This is a genomic window from Alteromonas sp. ABV4_515, from assembly GCF_056160345.1.
This window is the reverse complement of record NZ_JBSWWZ010000006.1, coordinates 443,413-460,203: the sequence shown is the minus strand read 5'-3', so window position 1 is coordinate 460,203 and position 16,791 is coordinate 443,413. Positions and strand designations below refer to the sequence as shown.

Here is a 16,791-nt window from a genome sequence, read left to right as displayed (position 1 = left end):
CTGACAAAGGACTTCATCTAAAAATGAATAAATCATCTGTTTTCGCACTTCTGTTTATTCTTCTTATTAGTGCATGGATGGTCTCTGGCCTTTTTACATCAGAGCCCGAAGAACAAAATCAGACGCAAAAAGCGCCCCAACCGTTTTCTGTGGAAGTCACGGTTTCTGAAGCGCAGGTAACGCCGGTTTCCCTGGTGGTTCAGGGGCAAACCGTGCCGGAACGCTTACTTGAAATTAAAGCGCAGACGGCAGGGCGAATTGAGCAAATTTCGGTTACTGAAGGCGACACTGTACAAAAAGGGGATACCTTGCTGACCATTGATATGGAAGACAGGCTTATTCAACTTGAGCAACAGGAAGCGTTATACGAAGCCCGTAAGAAAACCTATAAGCGTTTGTCGCAACTTGCAGATAAGCAATATCAAAGTGAATCAGAACTCGATACCGCGTTGGCCAATGTAAAAGCGTCTGAGGCCGCCATTGCGACCATTCGATCAGACATTGGATTTGTGCAACCGTCGGCCCCTTTTGATGGCGAAATTCAAAAAGTGACAGCAGAAAGCGGCGATGTCGTCAGTGTGGGCGACCCCATGTTGGAACTGGTGGATAACTCGGTACTGGTAGTTGAGGTGCAAATTGCGCAGCAACGGGTAAATGAAGTCAAAAAAGGGCTGCAGGCAGATATTCAACTCGCCACCGGTGAACAGGTCACTGGCAAGGTTCGTTTTATTGCTTCTTATGCCAGCAGTGAATCGCGTACTTATCTTGCTGAAATTGGCATTCCGAATCCCAATGGCAAACTGAAATCTGGTTCCAGCGCCACGGTTACCCTGCATGTGAATGAAGTGAAGGCTCATTACGTGTCGCCGGCGACCTTCACCCTGGATGCCGATGGGCGAATTGGGGTTAAATCGGTTGGTAGCAACAATAAAGTGGAATTTTATCAGGTATCACTGCTGCAATCTGACAATGACGGAGCCTGGGTAACTGGCTTACCTGATACCGTACGCCTTATCACCACGGGGCAGGGCTTTGTGGATGCTGGCAATGTGGTGACGCCTGTTGAGAAGGCGGCCCGATAATGAATGGGATTATCGATGCGGCATTTGCCCGCACCCGTACTGTAGCGTTGGTCTTTTTTGTGCTCACTATTGCCGGTGCCAGCGCTTATTTTGCTATTCCGAAAGAGTCTGAGCCAGACATCACGATTCCGTTTATTTATGTCTCAGTGGTGTATGACGGCATTGCACCGGAAGACAGCGAACGTTTGCTGGTGAGGCCGCTAGAGAAAGAGCTTCAGTCCATTGAAGGCTTAAAAGAAATGAAAGGTACGGCCATACAAGGCTTTGCCTCAGTGGTAATGGAATTTGAAGCCGGCTTTGACGCCGATCAGGCATTGCTTGATGTCAGGGAAAAAGTCGATCTGGCCAAAGCCGAGTTGCCTCCTGGCAGTGAGGAGCCCAGAGTTACTGAAGTGAACCTGTCACTGTTCCCGGTTCTGACAGTCATGTTATCGGGTGATATTCCAGAACGTACGCTGGTAAATATTGCTCGCCGTCTGCAGGATGAAATTGAAGCGCTTTCCGGGGTATTGGAAGTGGACATTGCCGGTGATCGAGAAGAACTTCTTGAAGTCATTATCGACCCGGTTGCGCTGGAAACGTATAACCTGTCTTTTCCCGATGTGCTGAATTTTGTCAGTCAGAATAACCAGCTGGTGGCTGCCGGGGCCATTGATGCTAATGCTGGCCGCATGGTGTTTAAAGTGCCGGGCGTGATTGAGACCATGCAGGATTTGGCTACCTTGCCGGTGAAAAAAGTGGGAAATACCATCGTCACCTTTGATGATGTCGCCACCATTCGCCGTACTTTTAAAGATCCCACCAGTTTCGCCCGTCTCCGGGGTGAAAAAGCCATTGCCCTTGAAGTATCAAAACGAAGTGGCGCGAATATTATCGAAACCATAGCAGACGTTCGCAATCTGGTGGAACTGGCAAGAACCCAATGGCCCGAGACCATCAAAGTAGACTATCTGCAGGACAAATCCGGCGAAATTAAAAGCATGCTGGGGGATTTGGAAAACAATGTTCTGACTGCCATTATTCTGGTAATGATAGTGATTGTATTTGCCCTCGGTATACGCCCAAGCATATTGGTTGGCATGGCTATTCCCGGTTCATTTTTAGCGGCCATGACGGTGATATTCTTCTTCGGCATGACCATGAATATGATTGTGCTATTCAGCCTGATTCTGGTAGTGGGGATGCTGGTTGACGGCGCCATTGTAACCATTGAATTAGCAGACCGGAAAATTGCTGAAGGTGAGCCACCGAAAACCGCTTTCGCAACGGCGTCCAAACGCATGGCGTGGCCTATCATCGCTTCAACCATCACCACGCTGACCGTATTCTTCCCGCTGCTGGTGTGGCCTGGATTGGTGGGTGAGTTTATGAGCTTCCTGCCGCTAACTGTCATCATTACCTTAACCGCCTCGTTGTTTATGGCGCTGATATTTATTCCCGTATTAGGCGGTGTGATTACCCGTAAAGTCAGCGTTGATACCCAGTCTGATACGGTGAAATTTATCCGCATGGCGGAGAAGGGCAACCTAGATGATATTCGAGGCTGGCTGGGCCGTTATCTGCGATTCTTAAAGAACATCGTAAATCATCCTGGCAAGTCCACATTAGCAGCACTGGGTATTATGTTCATGACCTTTGTACTTTACGGTTTCTTTGGTCGTGGCGTGTTGTTCTTCCCAGACATTGAACCCGAATATCTGCAAATTCAAGTGCAGGCCCGAGGTGATTTATCTATTTATGAGCGCGACAAACTGGTGAAGAAAGTCGAGACGTTTTTATTGCAGCAGGACAATCTCGATTCAGTTTACGCCCGCACCATTGGCGGCGGTGGTGGCAACGAGTCGGAGATGCCGGAAGATGTTATCGGTGTTATCCAACTGGAATTAAGTGACTGGGAAACCCGGCCGCCGGCGTCAGAAATCATGGCTGATATCCGTGAATATGTCGAAACCATTCCCGGCATCAAAGTGCAGGTGCGGTTACCCGACATGGGGCCATCTTCCGGTAAACCGGTGGAGATTGTCCTCAGTGGGATCAGTAACGACAGTCTCATTGAAGGCACAGAACATATTCTTGCTTTAATGGAAGAAACGGGCGGTTTTGTTGATGTTGAAGACTCCCGGCCTCTGCCCAGTGTGGAGTGGCGTTTAAATGTCGACAGAGAGCTGGCGGCGCAGTACAACGTTGATGTCACCCTGTTGGGGAATGTGGTGAAGTTAATCACCAATGGCGCCATGCTGGCGGAATACCGCCCGGATGATGCCGAGGAAGAAGTCGAAATTCGTCTTCGCTTCCCGGAAACCTTTCGGAATATTGAACAGCTTTATCAACTTCGTATTCCGTCTGCCAATGGTTCTGTGCCCATTGGGAATTTTGTGACCATTGAGCCTGCCCCAAAAACCGGGCGGATAAACCGTCTTGATGGCGCTCGTACATATACAATTAAAGCCGAAATTGCGGAAGGTGAGTTACTGGATCAAAAGCTGAAGCAGATGCGTGAAAAGCTTATCGAATCGCCGTTACCTGCAGAAGTTATGCTGTCATTTAAAGGCGAGGATGAAGATACCCAGGAGTCAATGACATTCCTGAGTAATGCCTTTATTGGCTCGATTTTCCTGATGCTGATCATTCTGGTGACCCAGTTCAACAGCTTCTATCAGGCCTTTGTGGTCTTGAGCGCAATTATCTTTTCAACAGCAGGCGTGTTAATTGGCCTAATGGTCACGTCGCAACCCTTCGTGGTGGTGATGAGTGGTATCGGCACCATTGCCCTTGCAGGCATAGTGGTTAACAACAACATCGTCTTAATCGATACCTATAACGCGCTCAAAAGTGACGGGATGGACGCCAAGGAAGCCATTTTACGCACGGCAGCGCAGCGTGCCAGGCCGGTACTGCTCACGTCTATTACCACTATTCTGGGTTTATTGCCCATGGTGTTTGCGTTGACTATCGATATCGTCGGCAGGAACATTTCTGTGGGAGCGCCGTCAGCGCAGTGGTGGACAGTGTTGTCGAGCACCATCGCCGGCGGTCTGACATTTGCGACCTTGCTCACACTGCTGCTGACACCGGCACTGTTGATGTTGGGAGAGAAAATAAAATCCCTGACCTTAGCCAGGGATTAAAGCAGACCAAGCCTTTACCAGAACTTTTCGAGGATGTTCTGAACAATGTTCAGGCTCATAACGTGTGCAGCAAAGGCCTGCACACGTACTTGCATTCTATGAATTGGATAACCGCGAAATACCCACCATTTACGCGTTGCATTATAGCGAGCCAAAAACTGCTTTTTGTGAGCAGGTAGCGGTGTAGCGCCATAGCGTTCCCACGCTTTATACACACCAGTAATATCTGCATAGCGCATGAATTTTTGCAGCCATTTAGGGAAACGCGCCCAGCCAATACTGGATTGGAAATCGATAATGGCGGGATCACCGTTAGCATCAATGAGAATATTACCCATATTGCGCAGATCAAGGTGAACGCGACCGGTGTTGTGCATGGCGCGAATGCTTTGTTCAAGCTGGTAAAAAAACGCGGGTTCTAATTGGTGACCACTCGCACCGTATGCGCTCAGTGTTTCACCTTCAATATGACGGTAGGCAACCATACATTCAGAAAGACGATAACATTCGGGAGTCACAGCAGGAATGTGGCGCAGAGCACTTATAGCCTTAAATTCTTGGCGTACCGACAACCTGCCAATGGTTTTGCGAACTACATAGTGACGACTTGAAAAGTCTTTTATAACCAGGTTGTATTTTTCGTCCTTATAGCGATACACCACAGCGTTAGCGAATCTCCCTTCATGAAGGATCTGCAGATAGTCCTGTTCGAAAACATGTCCTGGAATGGCTGCAGCAAGGGAATTTAAGATGAGTTGCACTTGCTTTCTCGATTTAACTTGACTAGGCAAGCATTTTCTTGCGATTAGCTTGATTAGGCAACCAAATTGAGGTGGCCGAACTGTATAGGGCGTTAATTAGCTCAAATTGAAACGGCAGCGTTCTAGCATAGAGAAGAACGCCTCTTTTTCTTTAGCGGAAAACTCGGCGAGAGCCTGTTCAAATAACGCGTTAACTTTAGGAGTCGTTTGCGGAAATAATTCTTTCCCACGGGAAGTTAATTTCAGCCTGAATGCGCGCCCATCGTCGGGACAAGGCTTACGAATAATCAGTGACTTATCTTCCATCCGGCTGAGTATACGGCTCATCGCGCCTTTATCGTATTGCAATAGCTCACAGAGTTTGGCCAGTGTATCTGCTCTGCCTTCGGCGATATGCTTGATTACTGCATATTGTGAGCCTGTTAAATCAAATTCTTTCAGCAGTTCGTCCAGTCTGGACATCATAAGGTTACGAACCATGGCTATGTGTTTACCAAAATCACCGACCGACAAAATGAAAACTCCTGAAATGTGAAAGAGGATAGGAGGCAGCGACATCTCTTTCGTTATTATTGTATTAGGATATTTTTATCATGCTTTAGTTCAATTTTGAATTAACTAGCGGTTATTCATGTGAAAAATTCATTTAAGAAAATTGATTGTATTCAGGCGAGTGAATAGCAGCCCGATACAAAGTTGCAGCCCGATGCAAAGTTACCGGGCCTTTGGTTTTTTTATTGGTAAATGTTTTCCAGTGCAGGTTTTAGTGCCGGAAATGTGAATTTGAACCCGCTGTCCAGGAGTTTTTCAGGAATGACGTGCTGGCCGGTCGTCACCATTTCTGCCGCTTCACCCATCATGATTTTCAGCGCAAACTTAGGAACAGTGAAAATATTGGGGCGGTGCAGGGTGCTCGCCAGCTTTTGCGTAAACGCGGCATTAGTTTCGGGCTCAGGTGCCGTAAGGTTATAAGCGCCTTCACAGCGATTATTCGAAAGCAAGTATTCGATGGCATTGACCATATCGTCAATATGGATCCACGACAGGATCTGCTCACCGCTACCGATTTTGCCGCCCACGCCAAATTTAACCGGCATTGCCATTTTCGGTAACGCGCCTTTGTCTTTGTCCAGCACGACCCCCGTGCGCAGTACACATACGCGGGTAGCATCACTGCTTGCCTGCATGGCAATCTGTTCCCAACGGTGGCATACCTGATGGGTGAACTCGTCATGTACGTTATAGTTACTTTCCGTTACTGGCCTATTGCCTTGACGGCCGTAAAAGCCAATGGCTGAACCAGAGATAAATACAGAGGGCGGATGTGTGCAACCTTTCAGTCGAGTGACTAGATGCTGTGTAATATCCCATCTGCTCTGACAAATTCGCTGTTTTTGCAGTGCTGTCCAGCGTTTGTCGGCAATGGGTTCTCCTGCTAGATTGATAACGGCATCGAACAGGCAGAGATCGGCTACATCGTGAAGCCCTGCAATAACGTCTACGCCTTTTGGCAACTGCTCACGGGCTTTTTCTGGGTGACGGCTAATAACTGTGAACTCGTATTTATGCGCGAACTTGCTGATAAACGCCGCGCCAATTAGCCCGGTACCGCCAGTGAACAGTATTTTCAAAACAGCCTCGTTAGTCTTTGGTGCAGGAAAGTGTGAGTGATACAGAGTCAGCGAAACGAAGCGCATGGGGTTTATCGACTTCTACTTCAGCAAAGGTCACCCAGGGATGTTCTGCCGCTACGGCAAGGACATCTGCGGTAAGTTTTTCGAGAAGAGAAAAGCGGTTGTCTTCCACCAGTTTGATTATGGCTTTCGTTACCGTCTTGTAATTCAACGCGTCGTGCATATCGTCAGTATTGGTGGCTTTCATTGCGTCATAATGAATCTTTGCGTTAACCACAACGTCTTGTTTATTGGCAATTTCGTCGTCGTTGATCCCAATGTAGGTACGAAGGCGTAAGTTTTTAATTCGAATTGTAGCCTGGTTCAGCGTCATTATTTTTCTCTTTGGTCTCGTTGTATCTATAGGCGCGATAATTTGTTAATTTTAGCGCAGGAAATCATTTTACAAGTACACTATGGAACTTAAATCTCCCACAGCCAAGGCAATGATAGTGTTAGCCTGCCTGGTTGTCATTTTGGCCGGCATAAAAGCGGCCAGCGCTATCATGGTGCCGTTTTTTCTTTCGGTGTTTATCGCAATCGCTTGCAGCCCTGTGATCAATTGGGCATCCCGGCACAATATTCCGCGATGGGCGTCGGTTACTTTAGTAATACTGCTTATTCTCGTATTTGGTTTCCTGCTAGCAGGCCTTGTTGGTCAATCATTAACAGATTTTAAGGCAAACTTGCCCGAGTACAGAAAACAACTCGACAGCGAGTTTTCCTGGATTATAGACAGACTTGCCACATTCAATATTCATATTAATCGCGAACTGTTTACTGAACATTTTGATCCGGGCACAGCCATGTCGGTGGCAACCAACTTCCTTACCGGCATGGGCGGGGCGCTGTCGAATCTGTTCCTGATATTATTAACGGTTATCTTTATGCTGTTTGAAGCTGACAGTATGCCATCGCGTCTGCATACGGCCCTGGCTGATCCGGAAATGAAAATGAAGCACGTCGACCGCTTTATTAAGTCCGTAAACAGCTATTTGGCCATTAAAACCGTGGTAAGCCTGGCAACCGGTTTCATTATCGGCGTGTGGCTTTGGGTGCTCGATGTCGACCATTTCTTGTTATGGGGTGTGTTGGCATTCCTGCTTAACTATATTCCGAATATCGGCTCCATCATCGCCGCAATTCCAGCAGTGCTTATTGCGTTAGTGCAATACGGGTTGCCCACCTCGGGCTTAGTAGCTCTGGCCTTCGTTGCGGTAAATACGGTGATGGGCAATATTGTTGAACCGCGCCTAATGGGGCGGGGTATGGGACTTTCAACACTGGTGGTATTCCTGTCGTTAGTGTTCTGGGGGTGGTTGCTGGGCAGTGTGGGTATGTTGCTCTCGGTACCGCTAACCATGGTAGTAAAAATCGCACTGGAATCCCGAGAGGAAAGTCAGTGGCTGGCGCTACTGTTGTCGAGTAATGCAGAACGGGATGCGAAAAGGTTAGAGTAGTTAATAGGTACGTTCTGAAGAAGCGCTAAGTTGACCAAGTTTTTAGTCGATAGCACCTTGTTGGTGTCAGTAAACTTTACATGGCGTAAAATTACATGATATCAAAATAAGTTAACACTATGATAATTTGGAATTTTTAAAAATGGATCATATATTGCTAATTTAATTTTTCCTAATGTACCTTAAAGGACTAATTAAATGAGAAAAATATCAATTGCCACTGGCATATTCTTACTAAGTGCAGCAAATGCAATTGCAGGCCCTATTTTCTCCGATAGTAGCTACTCAGATGACATTTCTTTTACCGATGTTCTTGGTAGCACCAGCATGACACTGGCCTACGATGGAACGAATTACTGGAGTACATCAGGGGGAAGCGGTGCCGGAGTTCGCTATGCGCAATATGATTCTTCAGGTAACGCTACTTCAACTTACAGCCCAGGTATAGATTTCAGATCAGTCTTTACCGACGATGGTGGAAATGTTTACGCCAGAGCTTTTAACAGCTCTACAATTTACCAGCAATCATCTCCTGGAGTTTTTAATTCTTACTTAACCCTATCCGGAGGAATATTAGATTCACAATCCTCTGTTGTCATGAATGAGAACGGCGAATTCGTGGCTATGATAGATGGGGTTGTGAACATCTGGGATGCAACAGGTAACTTTAGTATGTCTTTCAGCCTTGACGGCTACACCGGCAGCTATCCACAGAATCGTGGTATTGCTGTAGCGGACAATTACTTATTTACTTATTTTGACCAAACGCTTACTGCGTGGGACTACTCTGGTAACTTACTTGATCAAACCACTTTATTGAATGCAGGAACTTCCTTTGATTCCTATTTCAGCCTTTCATATGCTAATGACCATGTTTTTGTCGTTGATCAGAGTGGCCAGACCTGGCGTGGATACGATGTAGGCTTGACTGGCGTACCGACACCAACACCGGTACCTGAACCTGGAACGTTGGCATTATTAACCTTGGCTGCCGCTGGTATCGGTTTTACAAGAAAAAGAAAATTACGATAACTTTCAATGTGCAGAATTTAAAAACCTCGGTAAAAACCGAGGTTTTTTTATTTGTACAGAACGCCAACCACTCACAGTTAGATTTTTAACTATCGGGTAAAGCCACATGAATTTTGCCCGTGTGGTAATCAATGGTTAACAGGAAGTCTTTGAACAAGCCGTAGCCCAAAATGCCTGCTATTCGTTTGCCTTTAATGCGCGTGCTGGTAGTAGAATACTGACTTTCCAAATTAGTCGTTTCTCCTGGGGCAGGAAATCTGACCTTCACATCGGAAATCTCAAAAGGGCCAAATTGTACTGTTTTCGCCGTAGCGACTTCCTGAATACCTGAACTGTTTACCCCAGATGAATAGCCTTCACCTTCAACGCTTTCGAATAAGCCCGCCATCGAGGCATAACGTCGTTCCATAAAAATGCCGCCGCTGTTGCCAGTATCAACCAGAAACCAGAGCGGTTGGCCGTTAATCTCAATTTGAGCGATGGGCATGCCGTGTTCTTTATCCGCGGCGGAATTTACATTTGCTGCTTTGTTCATGTCGACACTATCGCGGGTCAATAGCCTAATTTTATTGGCCGGATAGTCTATCTGCATCACAAATGGGTGAAAGAAAGTTGCGCCGAGCAGCAATCCACGAGAGTGGTGGCCCATGCTAAATTCGACAACATCATTTAACGTGAAATCAGCACCAAATAGGTTCACTTTCACGTTATTGTAGGTGCTTCGTCTTGCGGTGCTGTGCACACCCTTTATGAGCATCTTGCCTCCTGAGGCAAGATCGAGTTCATTTTTATTTACAAACGCCTTATTGATGGCATGAACACTTGAGCCTGAGTCGAGCATTGCTTTTGTTTCCACACCTTCGACAGACACCGGTAAATATACGTGGCCCCGCTCCAATGTGAAATCGACCCAGTCTGTTACTGCCGCATTCGCACTGAGAGAAACGACAAAAGTAACGAAGACTAAAAAATACTTCATAAAATCATCCTTGATATGATTGAAAATCCTACCTCAAATCAAAGGTTATCCGCGCAGCAAAGGTTTTGCAACGACCTTGACGCGAGCTGCATTTTAATTGAATAGCAAGGTATACCCAGGCTATTGAATCACCGCCACAGGCGTAATTTTCACCGGTACTGCTTTTGAGGTGGGGGTGGCGCTCAATTTACCCACACTGTGAAATGGTACCAGTGGATTTGCTTCCGGGTAGTAACTTGCCACATTGCCTTGAGGGATGTCGTAGCTCAGTGCTTTAAAGCGAGTGACCTTGCGGACAACATCGTCGCTCCACACCGTTTCAATATCTACTAGTGCGCCTTCCTGAATATTCAGTCTCGCGAGATCTTCAGCGTTCATGAATACAATATTACGCTCGCCAAATACGCCGCGATAACGATCGTTCATGCCGTAAATCGTGGTGTTGTACTGATCGTGAGAGCGCAGGGTTTGCATCGTGAACACTGGCTGCGACTGCTGTTTAATGCGTGCTAGCACGTCCTCGTTAAACAAATTCTCGGGCAGGGCGTTTGTGTTAAACAGTGCTTTTCCAGCCTGATTTTTCCATTCCCGATGGGCCGCCGCATTGTATAAATGAAAGCCGCCAGGCTGAGCGATTTTCTCGTTCATGTCGGTAAATCCGGGAATTACTTGTGCAATTAAATCACGAATATTGTCGTAATTATCAATCAGCGACTGCCAGTTTACTGGCGTGTTTTCGCCCAGAGTATGGGCTGCAATGCGAGCAATGATCTCGGTTTCCGATTTAATGTTATCGCTTTGCGGTTCAGTAGTACCGGTAGAGCCATGTACCATGCTGAAGGTATCTTCTACGGTTATTGCCTGATTACCGCTTGCCTGCATATCGACCTCTGTGCGACCCAGGCAAGGCAGCAGAAGCGCGTCGTGCTTCGCGGTAACATGCGTACGATTGAGTTTGGTGGCAATGCTGACGAGCAACTCGGCGTTGCCTACGCTGGCGGCAGTGAACGGTGTATCTGCATTTGCGGCAACAATATTTCCGCCCAGGCAAATTAACACACGACTCTGTTTCGCATGCAGCGCTGCCAACATGTCGTAAACCCGGTGCCCGGGTTTTTCAGGTGGGTTAAACCCGAAAGTATCTTTCATGCGCTGATTAAAATCAGGTTTTGGCGATTCCAGAATGCCCATAGTGCGGTTGCCCTGAACGTTACTGTGGCCGCGGACTGGACTCAAGCCTGCTCCTGGCAAACCAAGGGCGCCGGTTAGCAGATGCAAAGAGACGATTTCTTTGATGGTCTCTACCGAATATAAATGCTGGGTAATGCCCATAGCCCAGGTGGAAATGGTTTTTGAAGAGGCGACAAACAGCATTGCCAATTCTTCCAGTACAGCTTTGTCGAGCCCGCTTTGTTGTTCGATAGCTTCCCAACTTGTGCTTTCTACCACGGTTTGGTATTCCGCGAAACCGGCGGTGTGGTCGTTTACGAAGCTGCTATCGATTTTATCTGCGTGGTTGGCGAATATCGCTTTGGCCATACCGCGGGCAACGGCATAGTCACCGCCTAATTTCGGTGATACATAGCGACTGCTGATTTGCACGGTTTCGAAGCCAAGTAACTCGGCAGGCTTTTGCGGGCTTGCAAATTTCTGCAAACCCACTTCCTTCAAATTATTCACCGATACAATGGTGGCGCCACGTTTCGCCGCCGCGCGCAGGGCGTTGAGCATTCGTGGGTGATTAGTGCCTGGGTTCTGCCCATACACGAAAATAGTGTCGGCCAGTGTAAAATCTTTTAGTACTACAGTGCCTTTACCTACACCGATAGATTGGTTCAGCGCGATGCCACTGGCCTCATGGCACATGTTTGAGCAGTCGGGAAAGTTATTGGTGCCGAACGCACGACCAAACACCTGGTAAATAAACGACGCTTCATTACTGGCGCGTCCAGAGGTATACAACTCAAGTTCGTCAGGGGAGTGCAGACTTTTTAATTTTTCGGCGATTAATGCGAAGGCATCATCCCAACTGATAGGCTCGTAGCGATCAGACTGTGCGTTGTAGCGATGAGGGTGAGTGAGGCGACCTTGCCCTTCCAGCCAATGGTCAGACTGTTTATTCAACTCACTCACCGTATGTTGAACAAAGAATTCAGGGCCCACAGTGAGTTCTGTTGACTCCCAAGCCACGGCTTTAGCACCATTCTCGCAAAAGCGGAAGGTACCGTCTTTTTCATCGCCCCAGGCGCAACCCGGACAATCAAACCCTTTGTGCTTATTTACCCGATACAGATTCACCATATTCTGGCGCACCTGCTTACTCTTGATAAGCTGATTTACGGTGGACTTGATGGAAGGCAGCCCGCCTGCCTTAGTCGATTTAACTGCCATGTTGCTGAACCTTTTGGGAGAAAATTACCGGCTGGTTGTTTCTTGGTAGAAACACCAGATTCAATTTATGCTGCCTGGCAAACGATACTGCCAGTGACGTGGGCGAGGAAAAGCTGACCAATGTGGAAAACCCGGCTATCACCGCTTTTTGTACCAGTTCAGCACCGCAGCGACTGGTTACCACCAGATAGCCTTCCTCAGGGTTATCTATGCGTTTGCGCACAGCACCGATCACTTTATCTAACGCGTTATGACGGCCTATATCTTCCCGACCAAGTATGATGTCATTGCCTGCACCAAAAAGCGCAGCATGCAGCGCCCCCGTTTTGCGGGCCTTTTCCTGATGTGCATCCATCGCTTCTCTGAGCGTGCTGAAGTCACAGACTGGCAAATGATGCCAAGTAGCATGGGTGTTAATTGGCGGAAACGCCTGTTCAAGGGCCGTGTGATTGCAAATACCGCATCCTGCATTGACCCGGGAAAAACGTCGCGCCTTTAACAGATGCTCACGACGGCCGGTAAGGCTGACATTGGCTTCAATCCCGGTTTCATTTCGCTCAATGCGGATATCTTTAATTTCGATGGGGGCGGCAATGATTTGCTCGGTAAGAAAGTAACCGGTAATGAAGTCTTCAATATCATCCGGAGATATCATCATGACAACCAGACTGATATCGTTAACGGAGATCGCCAAAGGCACTTCTTCAACCAGTAGTGAGTCGTCAAAAGGCAACCGGTTGTTGTCGTAAGAAGATGAATCGGATTTAGTCATGGTTGTATGCAAAATGTTCAAACGGCTAAGATGAGCCATACTAGATGAAAATACGGAATGGGCACAGACGTATAAGCAATTCGTCTTTGTTTATGCATAAATAACAAGTGTCCGAAAGCGTCTCAAGTCTGTTGCGGTCAAAACAGGGAAACTAACGTTAGGAGAAATTCGTGAAGCAAAAAACGCTAATTCATGGCATAGCATTGTCAGCCAGTATTTTCTTTCTTTCCGCGTGTGACAGCGGTGCAGAGAAAGAAACCCTTGTCGGACATCCTTACCAATACGACTGTGGTGTTGCCGGTTCAGTGATTTTTCAGGTAGACGGCAACAATAAAGCCATGCTTCAGATTGGAGCAAATGCCATGGTACTCACACCGGGTATCAGTGCTTCCGGAGCCAAATATACGGGCAGCGATGTGGTGTTCTGGAGTAAGGGAAAAGAAGCGACGCTCACCCTTAGTAATGAGGAATATCATTGTGTTGAGATTGACGGGGAGTGATTCTCAGCGTGTAAATTTATAGTCATCGAATTCGAGGACTTTAAAAAATTGCAGAGTTGAATTGCTCATAAAAAAAGCCCCGACAAGTCGGGGCCTTCTATATCGTACTAAGAACCGTTAATTAAACGTTCTTCACCGCTACATCTGCTTCAAACTTAGGCTTAACGGCCAGATCGTCTGAAGGTGGAGCGAATTTGGTCAGGTCGATGCCAGCAACCGCTTGCTTGTACTCTTCTGTAGTTGGGAAGCGACCCAGTACTGTAGACAGTACTACCAGTGGTGTAGAGCCCAGCAGTGATTCACCTTTCTTCTCGCTTGTATCGGCAACAACACGGCCTTGGAACAAACGGGTTGAAGTCGCAATTACTGTATCACCTGGTTCTGCTTTTTCCTGGTTACCCATACACAGGTTACATCCCGGACGCTCAAGATACAGAATGTTATCGTACTTAGTACGTGCAGCTTCTTTCGGCTTAGCATCGTCAAACTGGAAGCCAGCGTATTTCGCCAGAATTTCCCAGTCGCCTTCGGCTTTCAGCTCATCAACGATGTTGTACGTTGGTGGAGCAACAACCAGTGGCGCTTTAAAGCTCACTGAGCCATTCAGTTTCTCCAGGTTACGCAGCATTTGTGCAATGATTTGCATGTCGCCTTTGTGAACCATACAAGAACCTACGAAGCCAAGGTCAACTGGCTTACCGTCGTAGTAAGAAACTGGACGGATAACATCGTGGGTGTAACGCTTAGACACGTCTTCGTTGTTAACGTCTGGGTCAGCAATCATTGGCTCGTCGATTTGGTCGAGGTCAACAACCACTTCTGCGAAGTATTTCGCGTTGTCGTCAGGTGCCAGTGCAGGCTCTTCACCAGACTTGATCTCAGCAATACGCTTGTCTGCCAGGTCGATAAGGCCTTGCAGCATGTTAGCGTCGTTATCCATACCTTTGTTAATCATGATCTGGATACGGCTCTTCGCCAGTTCCAGTGACGCAATCATGGTCTCGTTGTCAGAGATACAGATAGAGGCCTTCGCCTTCATTTCTGCAGTCCAGTCGGTGAACGTGAAGGCCTGGTCAGCCAGCAGTGTACCGATTTGTACTTCGATAACGCGGCCCTGGAACACGTTTTCACCAGAGAACTGCTTGAGCATTTGCGCCTGCGTTGCGTGAACAACATCACGGAAGTCCATATGCTCTTTCATGCTACCTTTAAAGGTTACTTTTACAGACTCAGGAATAGGCATCGCCGCTTCACCTGTAGCCAGTGCCAGCGCAACAGTACCTGAGTCAGCGCCGAATGCCACACCTTTAGACATACGGGTGTGCGAGTCACCACCGATGATGATCGCGCGGTCGTCTACAGTGATGTCGTTAAGCACTTTGTGAATAACGTCAGTCATTGCGTGGTAAACGCCTTTAGGGTCACGGGCAGTGATAACACCAAAGTTGTTCATGAAAGACATCAGCTTAGGAATATTAGCCTGCGCTTTCTTATCCCATACTGATGCAGTGTGACAGCCAGACTGATATGCACCATCAACAACAGGAGAGATGGTTGATGCAGCCATAGATTCCAGTTCCTGACAGGTCATAGGGCCTGTGGTGTCCTGAGAACCTACAATGTTCACTTTAACTCGTACGTCAGAGCCAGCGTGCAGTGGAGAATCTGAGTTTACACCTACCGCATTACGGTTGAAGATTTTCTCAACAGCAGTCAGGCCCTGGCCTTCGTGTGATACTTCTTTAGATGGCGCGTAAACTTCTGGTGCTGTTACGCCTAACGTTTTAGCTGCAAAAGTTTGCAGTTGCTTACCGAATACTACCGCGTACGAACCACCGGCTTTCATAAACTCAACTTTTTGCGGTGTAAACGCATCAGAAACGTCAGTCAGTTCTTCAGAACCGTTATAGAGCTTCTTCGCTTTCGTATCGATAGTCAGCACTGTACCGGTAGCAACAGAGTACGCTTCTTCCAGTACTGGGTCGCCATTTGCATCGCGAATCACTTCACCATTTTCGTCAGTTTTCTTAACCCAGTTTTTCAGATCCAGACCAATACCGCCGGTTACACCAACGGTTGTCAGAAAGATAGGAGCGATACCGTTAGTACCAGCCACAACAGGGGCTTTGTTTACGAAAGGAATGTACGGGCTGGTAGGCTCGCCGGCCCACAGTGCCACGTTGTTCACACCAGACATACGAGAAGAACCTACACCCATGGTGCCTTTTTCTGCTATCAGCATGACTTTAGCGTTAGGGTGCTTTTTACCTAGTTCAACGATTTCTTGTTGTGCTTCAGGGGTAATCATACATTGGCCGTGCAGTTCACGGTCGGCACGAGAGTGAGCCTGGTTACCTGGAGAAAGCAGGTCAGTAGAGATATCACCTTCAGCCGCGATGTAGGTAACCACTTCAATTTTTTCTGGTACATCAGGTAGCTTGGTGAAGAATTCTGCTTTGGCGTAGCTTTCCAGAATATCTTTAACAATTGGGTTGCCCGCTTTATATGCCGCTTCCAGACGCTCGGTATCTGCATCGTACAGATATACCTGAGTTTTCAATACTTCTGCAGCAGGTTTTGCAACCGCTTCGTCATCAGACAATGCCAGATCCAGTAACACTTCAACAGAAGGACCACCTTTCATATGAGAAAGCAGTTCAAGTGCAAACTCTGGTGTGATTTCTTCTACTTTCTCTTCGCCAAGAACAATTTCTTTCAGGAATTGTGCTTTAACACCCGCTGCGCTAGTGGTGCCTGGCAGCGTGTTGTAAATAAAGAATTTTAAAGAGTCTTCACGGTGCTCGTTAGAAGTATCTTTGATTTGAGCAATAATCTCAGACAGCAGATCAGCACTGTCGATTGGCTTCGGGTTAAGACCTAATTCCTTTTTACGGGTTTCGATCTCTGCCAGATATTCTGAATACAAACTCATAGTGTTCTCTCGGTCTTGGGTTTTTCGGACGTAAAATTAAGACGGTCTTAGCTATACGCGTATAAAAATGAAGGACATATT

Annotated in this window: 13 protein-coding genes; 5 read left to right on the top strand and 8 right to left on the bottom strand. The window is 47.3% G+C overall.

The genetic code is table 11. The features are described from left to right. Positions 1 to 23 precede the first annotated feature (23 nt). Both ACXAGX_RS16335 and ACXAGX_RS16330 read left to right on the top strand, forming a co-directional pair. Positions 24 to 1,082 (top strand): efflux RND transporter periplasmic adaptor subunit, encoded by a 1,059-nt coding sequence (locus tag ACXAGX_RS16335; protein ID WP_474839583.1) that lies wholly within the window; start codon positions 24 to 26, stop codon positions 1,080 to 1,082. After that, complete coding sequence (locus tag ACXAGX_RS16330) at positions 1,082 to 4,210, top strand: efflux RND transporter permease subunit (protein WP_474839581.1); 3,129 nt, start codon at positions 1,082 to 1,084, stop codon at positions 4,208 to 4,210. The genes ACXAGX_RS16335 and ACXAGX_RS16330 overlap by 1 nt, the downstream gene beginning before the upstream one ends. 14 nt (positions 4,211 to 4,224) lie before the next feature. Here ACXAGX_RS16330 and ACXAGX_RS16325 read toward each other — a convergent pair whose 3' ends face one another. The 4 genes from ACXAGX_RS16325 to folX form a co-directional block, all read right to left on the bottom strand. Beyond that, positions 4,225 to 4,971, bottom strand: coding sequence for an RIO1 family regulatory kinase/ATPase domain-containing protein (locus ACXAGX_RS16325; protein ID WP_474839579.1), 747 nt, complete (start codon positions 4,969 to 4,971; stop codon positions 4,225 to 4,227). 96 nt (positions 4,972 to 5,067) lie between these two features. Beyond that, complete coding sequence (locus tag ACXAGX_RS16320; RefSeq protein WP_474818127.1) at positions 5,068 to 5,484, bottom strand: MarR family winged helix-turn-helix transcriptional regulator; 417 nt, start codon at positions 5,482 to 5,484, stop codon at positions 5,068 to 5,070. Positions 5,485 to 5,705: 221 nt separating this feature from the next. Then, positions 5,706 to 6,602, bottom strand: coding sequence for a TIGR01777 family oxidoreductase (locus tag ACXAGX_RS16315; RefSeq protein WP_474839577.1), 897 nt, complete (start codon positions 6,600 to 6,602; stop codon positions 5,706 to 5,708). A gap of 10 nt (positions 6,603 to 6,612) precedes the next feature. Then, the gene (folX, locus tag ACXAGX_RS16310; protein ID WP_474818129.1) at positions 6,613 to 6,978 is read right to left on the bottom strand and encodes a dihydroneopterin triphosphate 2'-epimerase; all 366 of its coding nucleotides are present in this window, start codon (positions 6,976 to 6,978) and stop codon (positions 6,613 to 6,615) included. 82 nt (positions 6,979 to 7,060) lie between these two features. Between folX and ACXAGX_RS16305 the strand changes: the two genes are divergently transcribed. Together ACXAGX_RS16305 and ACXAGX_RS16300 are read left to right on the top strand one after the other, a co-directional pair. Continuing rightward, complete coding sequence (locus ACXAGX_RS16305; protein ID WP_070126779.1) at positions 7,061 to 8,104, top strand: AI-2E family transporter; 1,044 nt, start codon at positions 7,061 to 7,063, stop codon at positions 8,102 to 8,104. Positions 8,105 to 8,302: 198 nt separating this feature from the next. After that, positions 8,303 to 9,136 (top strand): PEP-CTERM sorting domain-containing protein, encoded by an 834-nt coding sequence (locus tag ACXAGX_RS16300; protein WP_474818130.1) that lies wholly within the window; start codon positions 8,303 to 8,305, stop codon positions 9,134 to 9,136. A gap of 85 nt (positions 9,137 to 9,221) precedes the next feature. Here the strand turns inward: ACXAGX_RS16300 and ACXAGX_RS16295 are convergent, their stop codons facing one another. From ACXAGX_RS16295 to fdhD, 3 genes are all read right to left on the bottom strand, one after another. Further along, positions 9,222 to 10,115: a pepsin/retropepsin-like aspartic protease family protein gene (locus ACXAGX_RS16295; protein WP_474818131.1), complete on the bottom strand. Its 894-nt coding sequence runs from the start codon at positions 10,113 to 10,115 to the stop codon at positions 9,222 to 9,224. Between the two features lie 120 nt (positions 10,116 to 10,235). Then, positions 10,236 to 12,506 (bottom strand): FdhF/YdeP family oxidoreductase, encoded by a 2,271-nt coding sequence (locus tag ACXAGX_RS16290; protein ID WP_474839575.1) that lies wholly within the window; start codon positions 12,504 to 12,506, stop codon positions 10,236 to 10,238. After that, positions 12,496 to 13,278 carry a formate dehydrogenase accessory sulfurtransferase FdhD gene (fdhD, locus tag ACXAGX_RS16285; protein WP_474839573.1) on the bottom strand — a complete coding sequence of 261 codons (783 nt, stop codon included), beginning with the start codon at positions 13,276 to 13,278 and terminating at the stop codon, positions 12,496 to 12,498. The genes ACXAGX_RS16290 and fdhD overlap by 11 nt, the downstream gene beginning before the upstream one ends. 170 nt (positions 13,279 to 13,448) lie before the next feature. Here fdhD and ACXAGX_RS16280 point away from each other — a divergent pair, with 170 nt between their 5' ends. Beyond that, entirely contained in the window at positions 13,449 to 13,778 is a 330-nt protein-coding gene (locus ACXAGX_RS16280; protein WP_474818134.1) for an MliC family protein, read from the top strand. Positions 13,779 to 13,899: 121 nt separating this feature from the next. On the opposite strand, the gene ACXAGX_RS16275 is transcribed toward ACXAGX_RS16280, so the two are convergent. Continuing rightward, on the bottom strand, positions 13,900 to 16,710 hold the full coding sequence (locus ACXAGX_RS16275) for a bifunctional aconitate hydratase 2/2-methylisocitrate dehydratase (protein WP_474839571.1): 2,811 nt from the start codon (positions 16,708 to 16,710) through the stop codon (positions 13,900 to 13,902). Between the last annotated feature and the right edge of the window lie 81 nt (positions 16,711 to 16,791).

Bases quoted from the DNA above. Each gene is read 5' to 3' on its own strand.
- ACXAGX_RS16335 (WP_474839583.1), top strand. From the start codon at position 24: ATGAATAAATCATCTGTTTTCGCACTTCTGTTTATTCTTCTTATTAGT.
- ACXAGX_RS16330 (WP_474839581.1), top strand. From the start codon at position 1,082: ATGAATGGGATTATCGATGCGGCATTTGCCCGCACCCGTACTGTAGCG.
- folX (WP_474818129.1), bottom strand. From the start codon at position 6,978: ATGACGCTGAACCAGGCTACAATTCGAATTAAAAACTTACGCCTTCGT.
- ACXAGX_RS16305 (WP_070126779.1), top strand. From the start codon at position 7,061: ATGGAACTTAAATCTCCCACAGCCAAGGCAATGATAGTGTTAGCCTGC.
- ACXAGX_RS16300 (WP_474818130.1), top strand. From the start codon at position 8,303: ATGAGAAAAATATCAATTGCCACTGGCATATTCTTACTAAGTGCAGCA.
- ACXAGX_RS16295 (WP_474818131.1), bottom strand. From the start codon at position 10,115: ATGAAGTATTTTTTAGTCTTCGTTACTTTTGTCGTTTCTCTCAGTGCG.
- ACXAGX_RS16290 (WP_474839575.1), bottom strand. From the start codon at position 12,506: ATGGCAGTTAAATCGACTAAGGCAGGCGGGCTGCCTTCCATCAAGTCC.
- fdhD (WP_474839573.1), bottom strand. From the start codon at position 13,278: ATGACTAAATCCGATTCATCTTCTTACGACAACAACCGGTTGCCTTTT.
- ACXAGX_RS16275 (WP_474839571.1), bottom strand. From the start codon at position 16,710: ATGAGTTTGTATTCAGAATATCTGGCAGAGATCGAAACCCGTAAAAAG.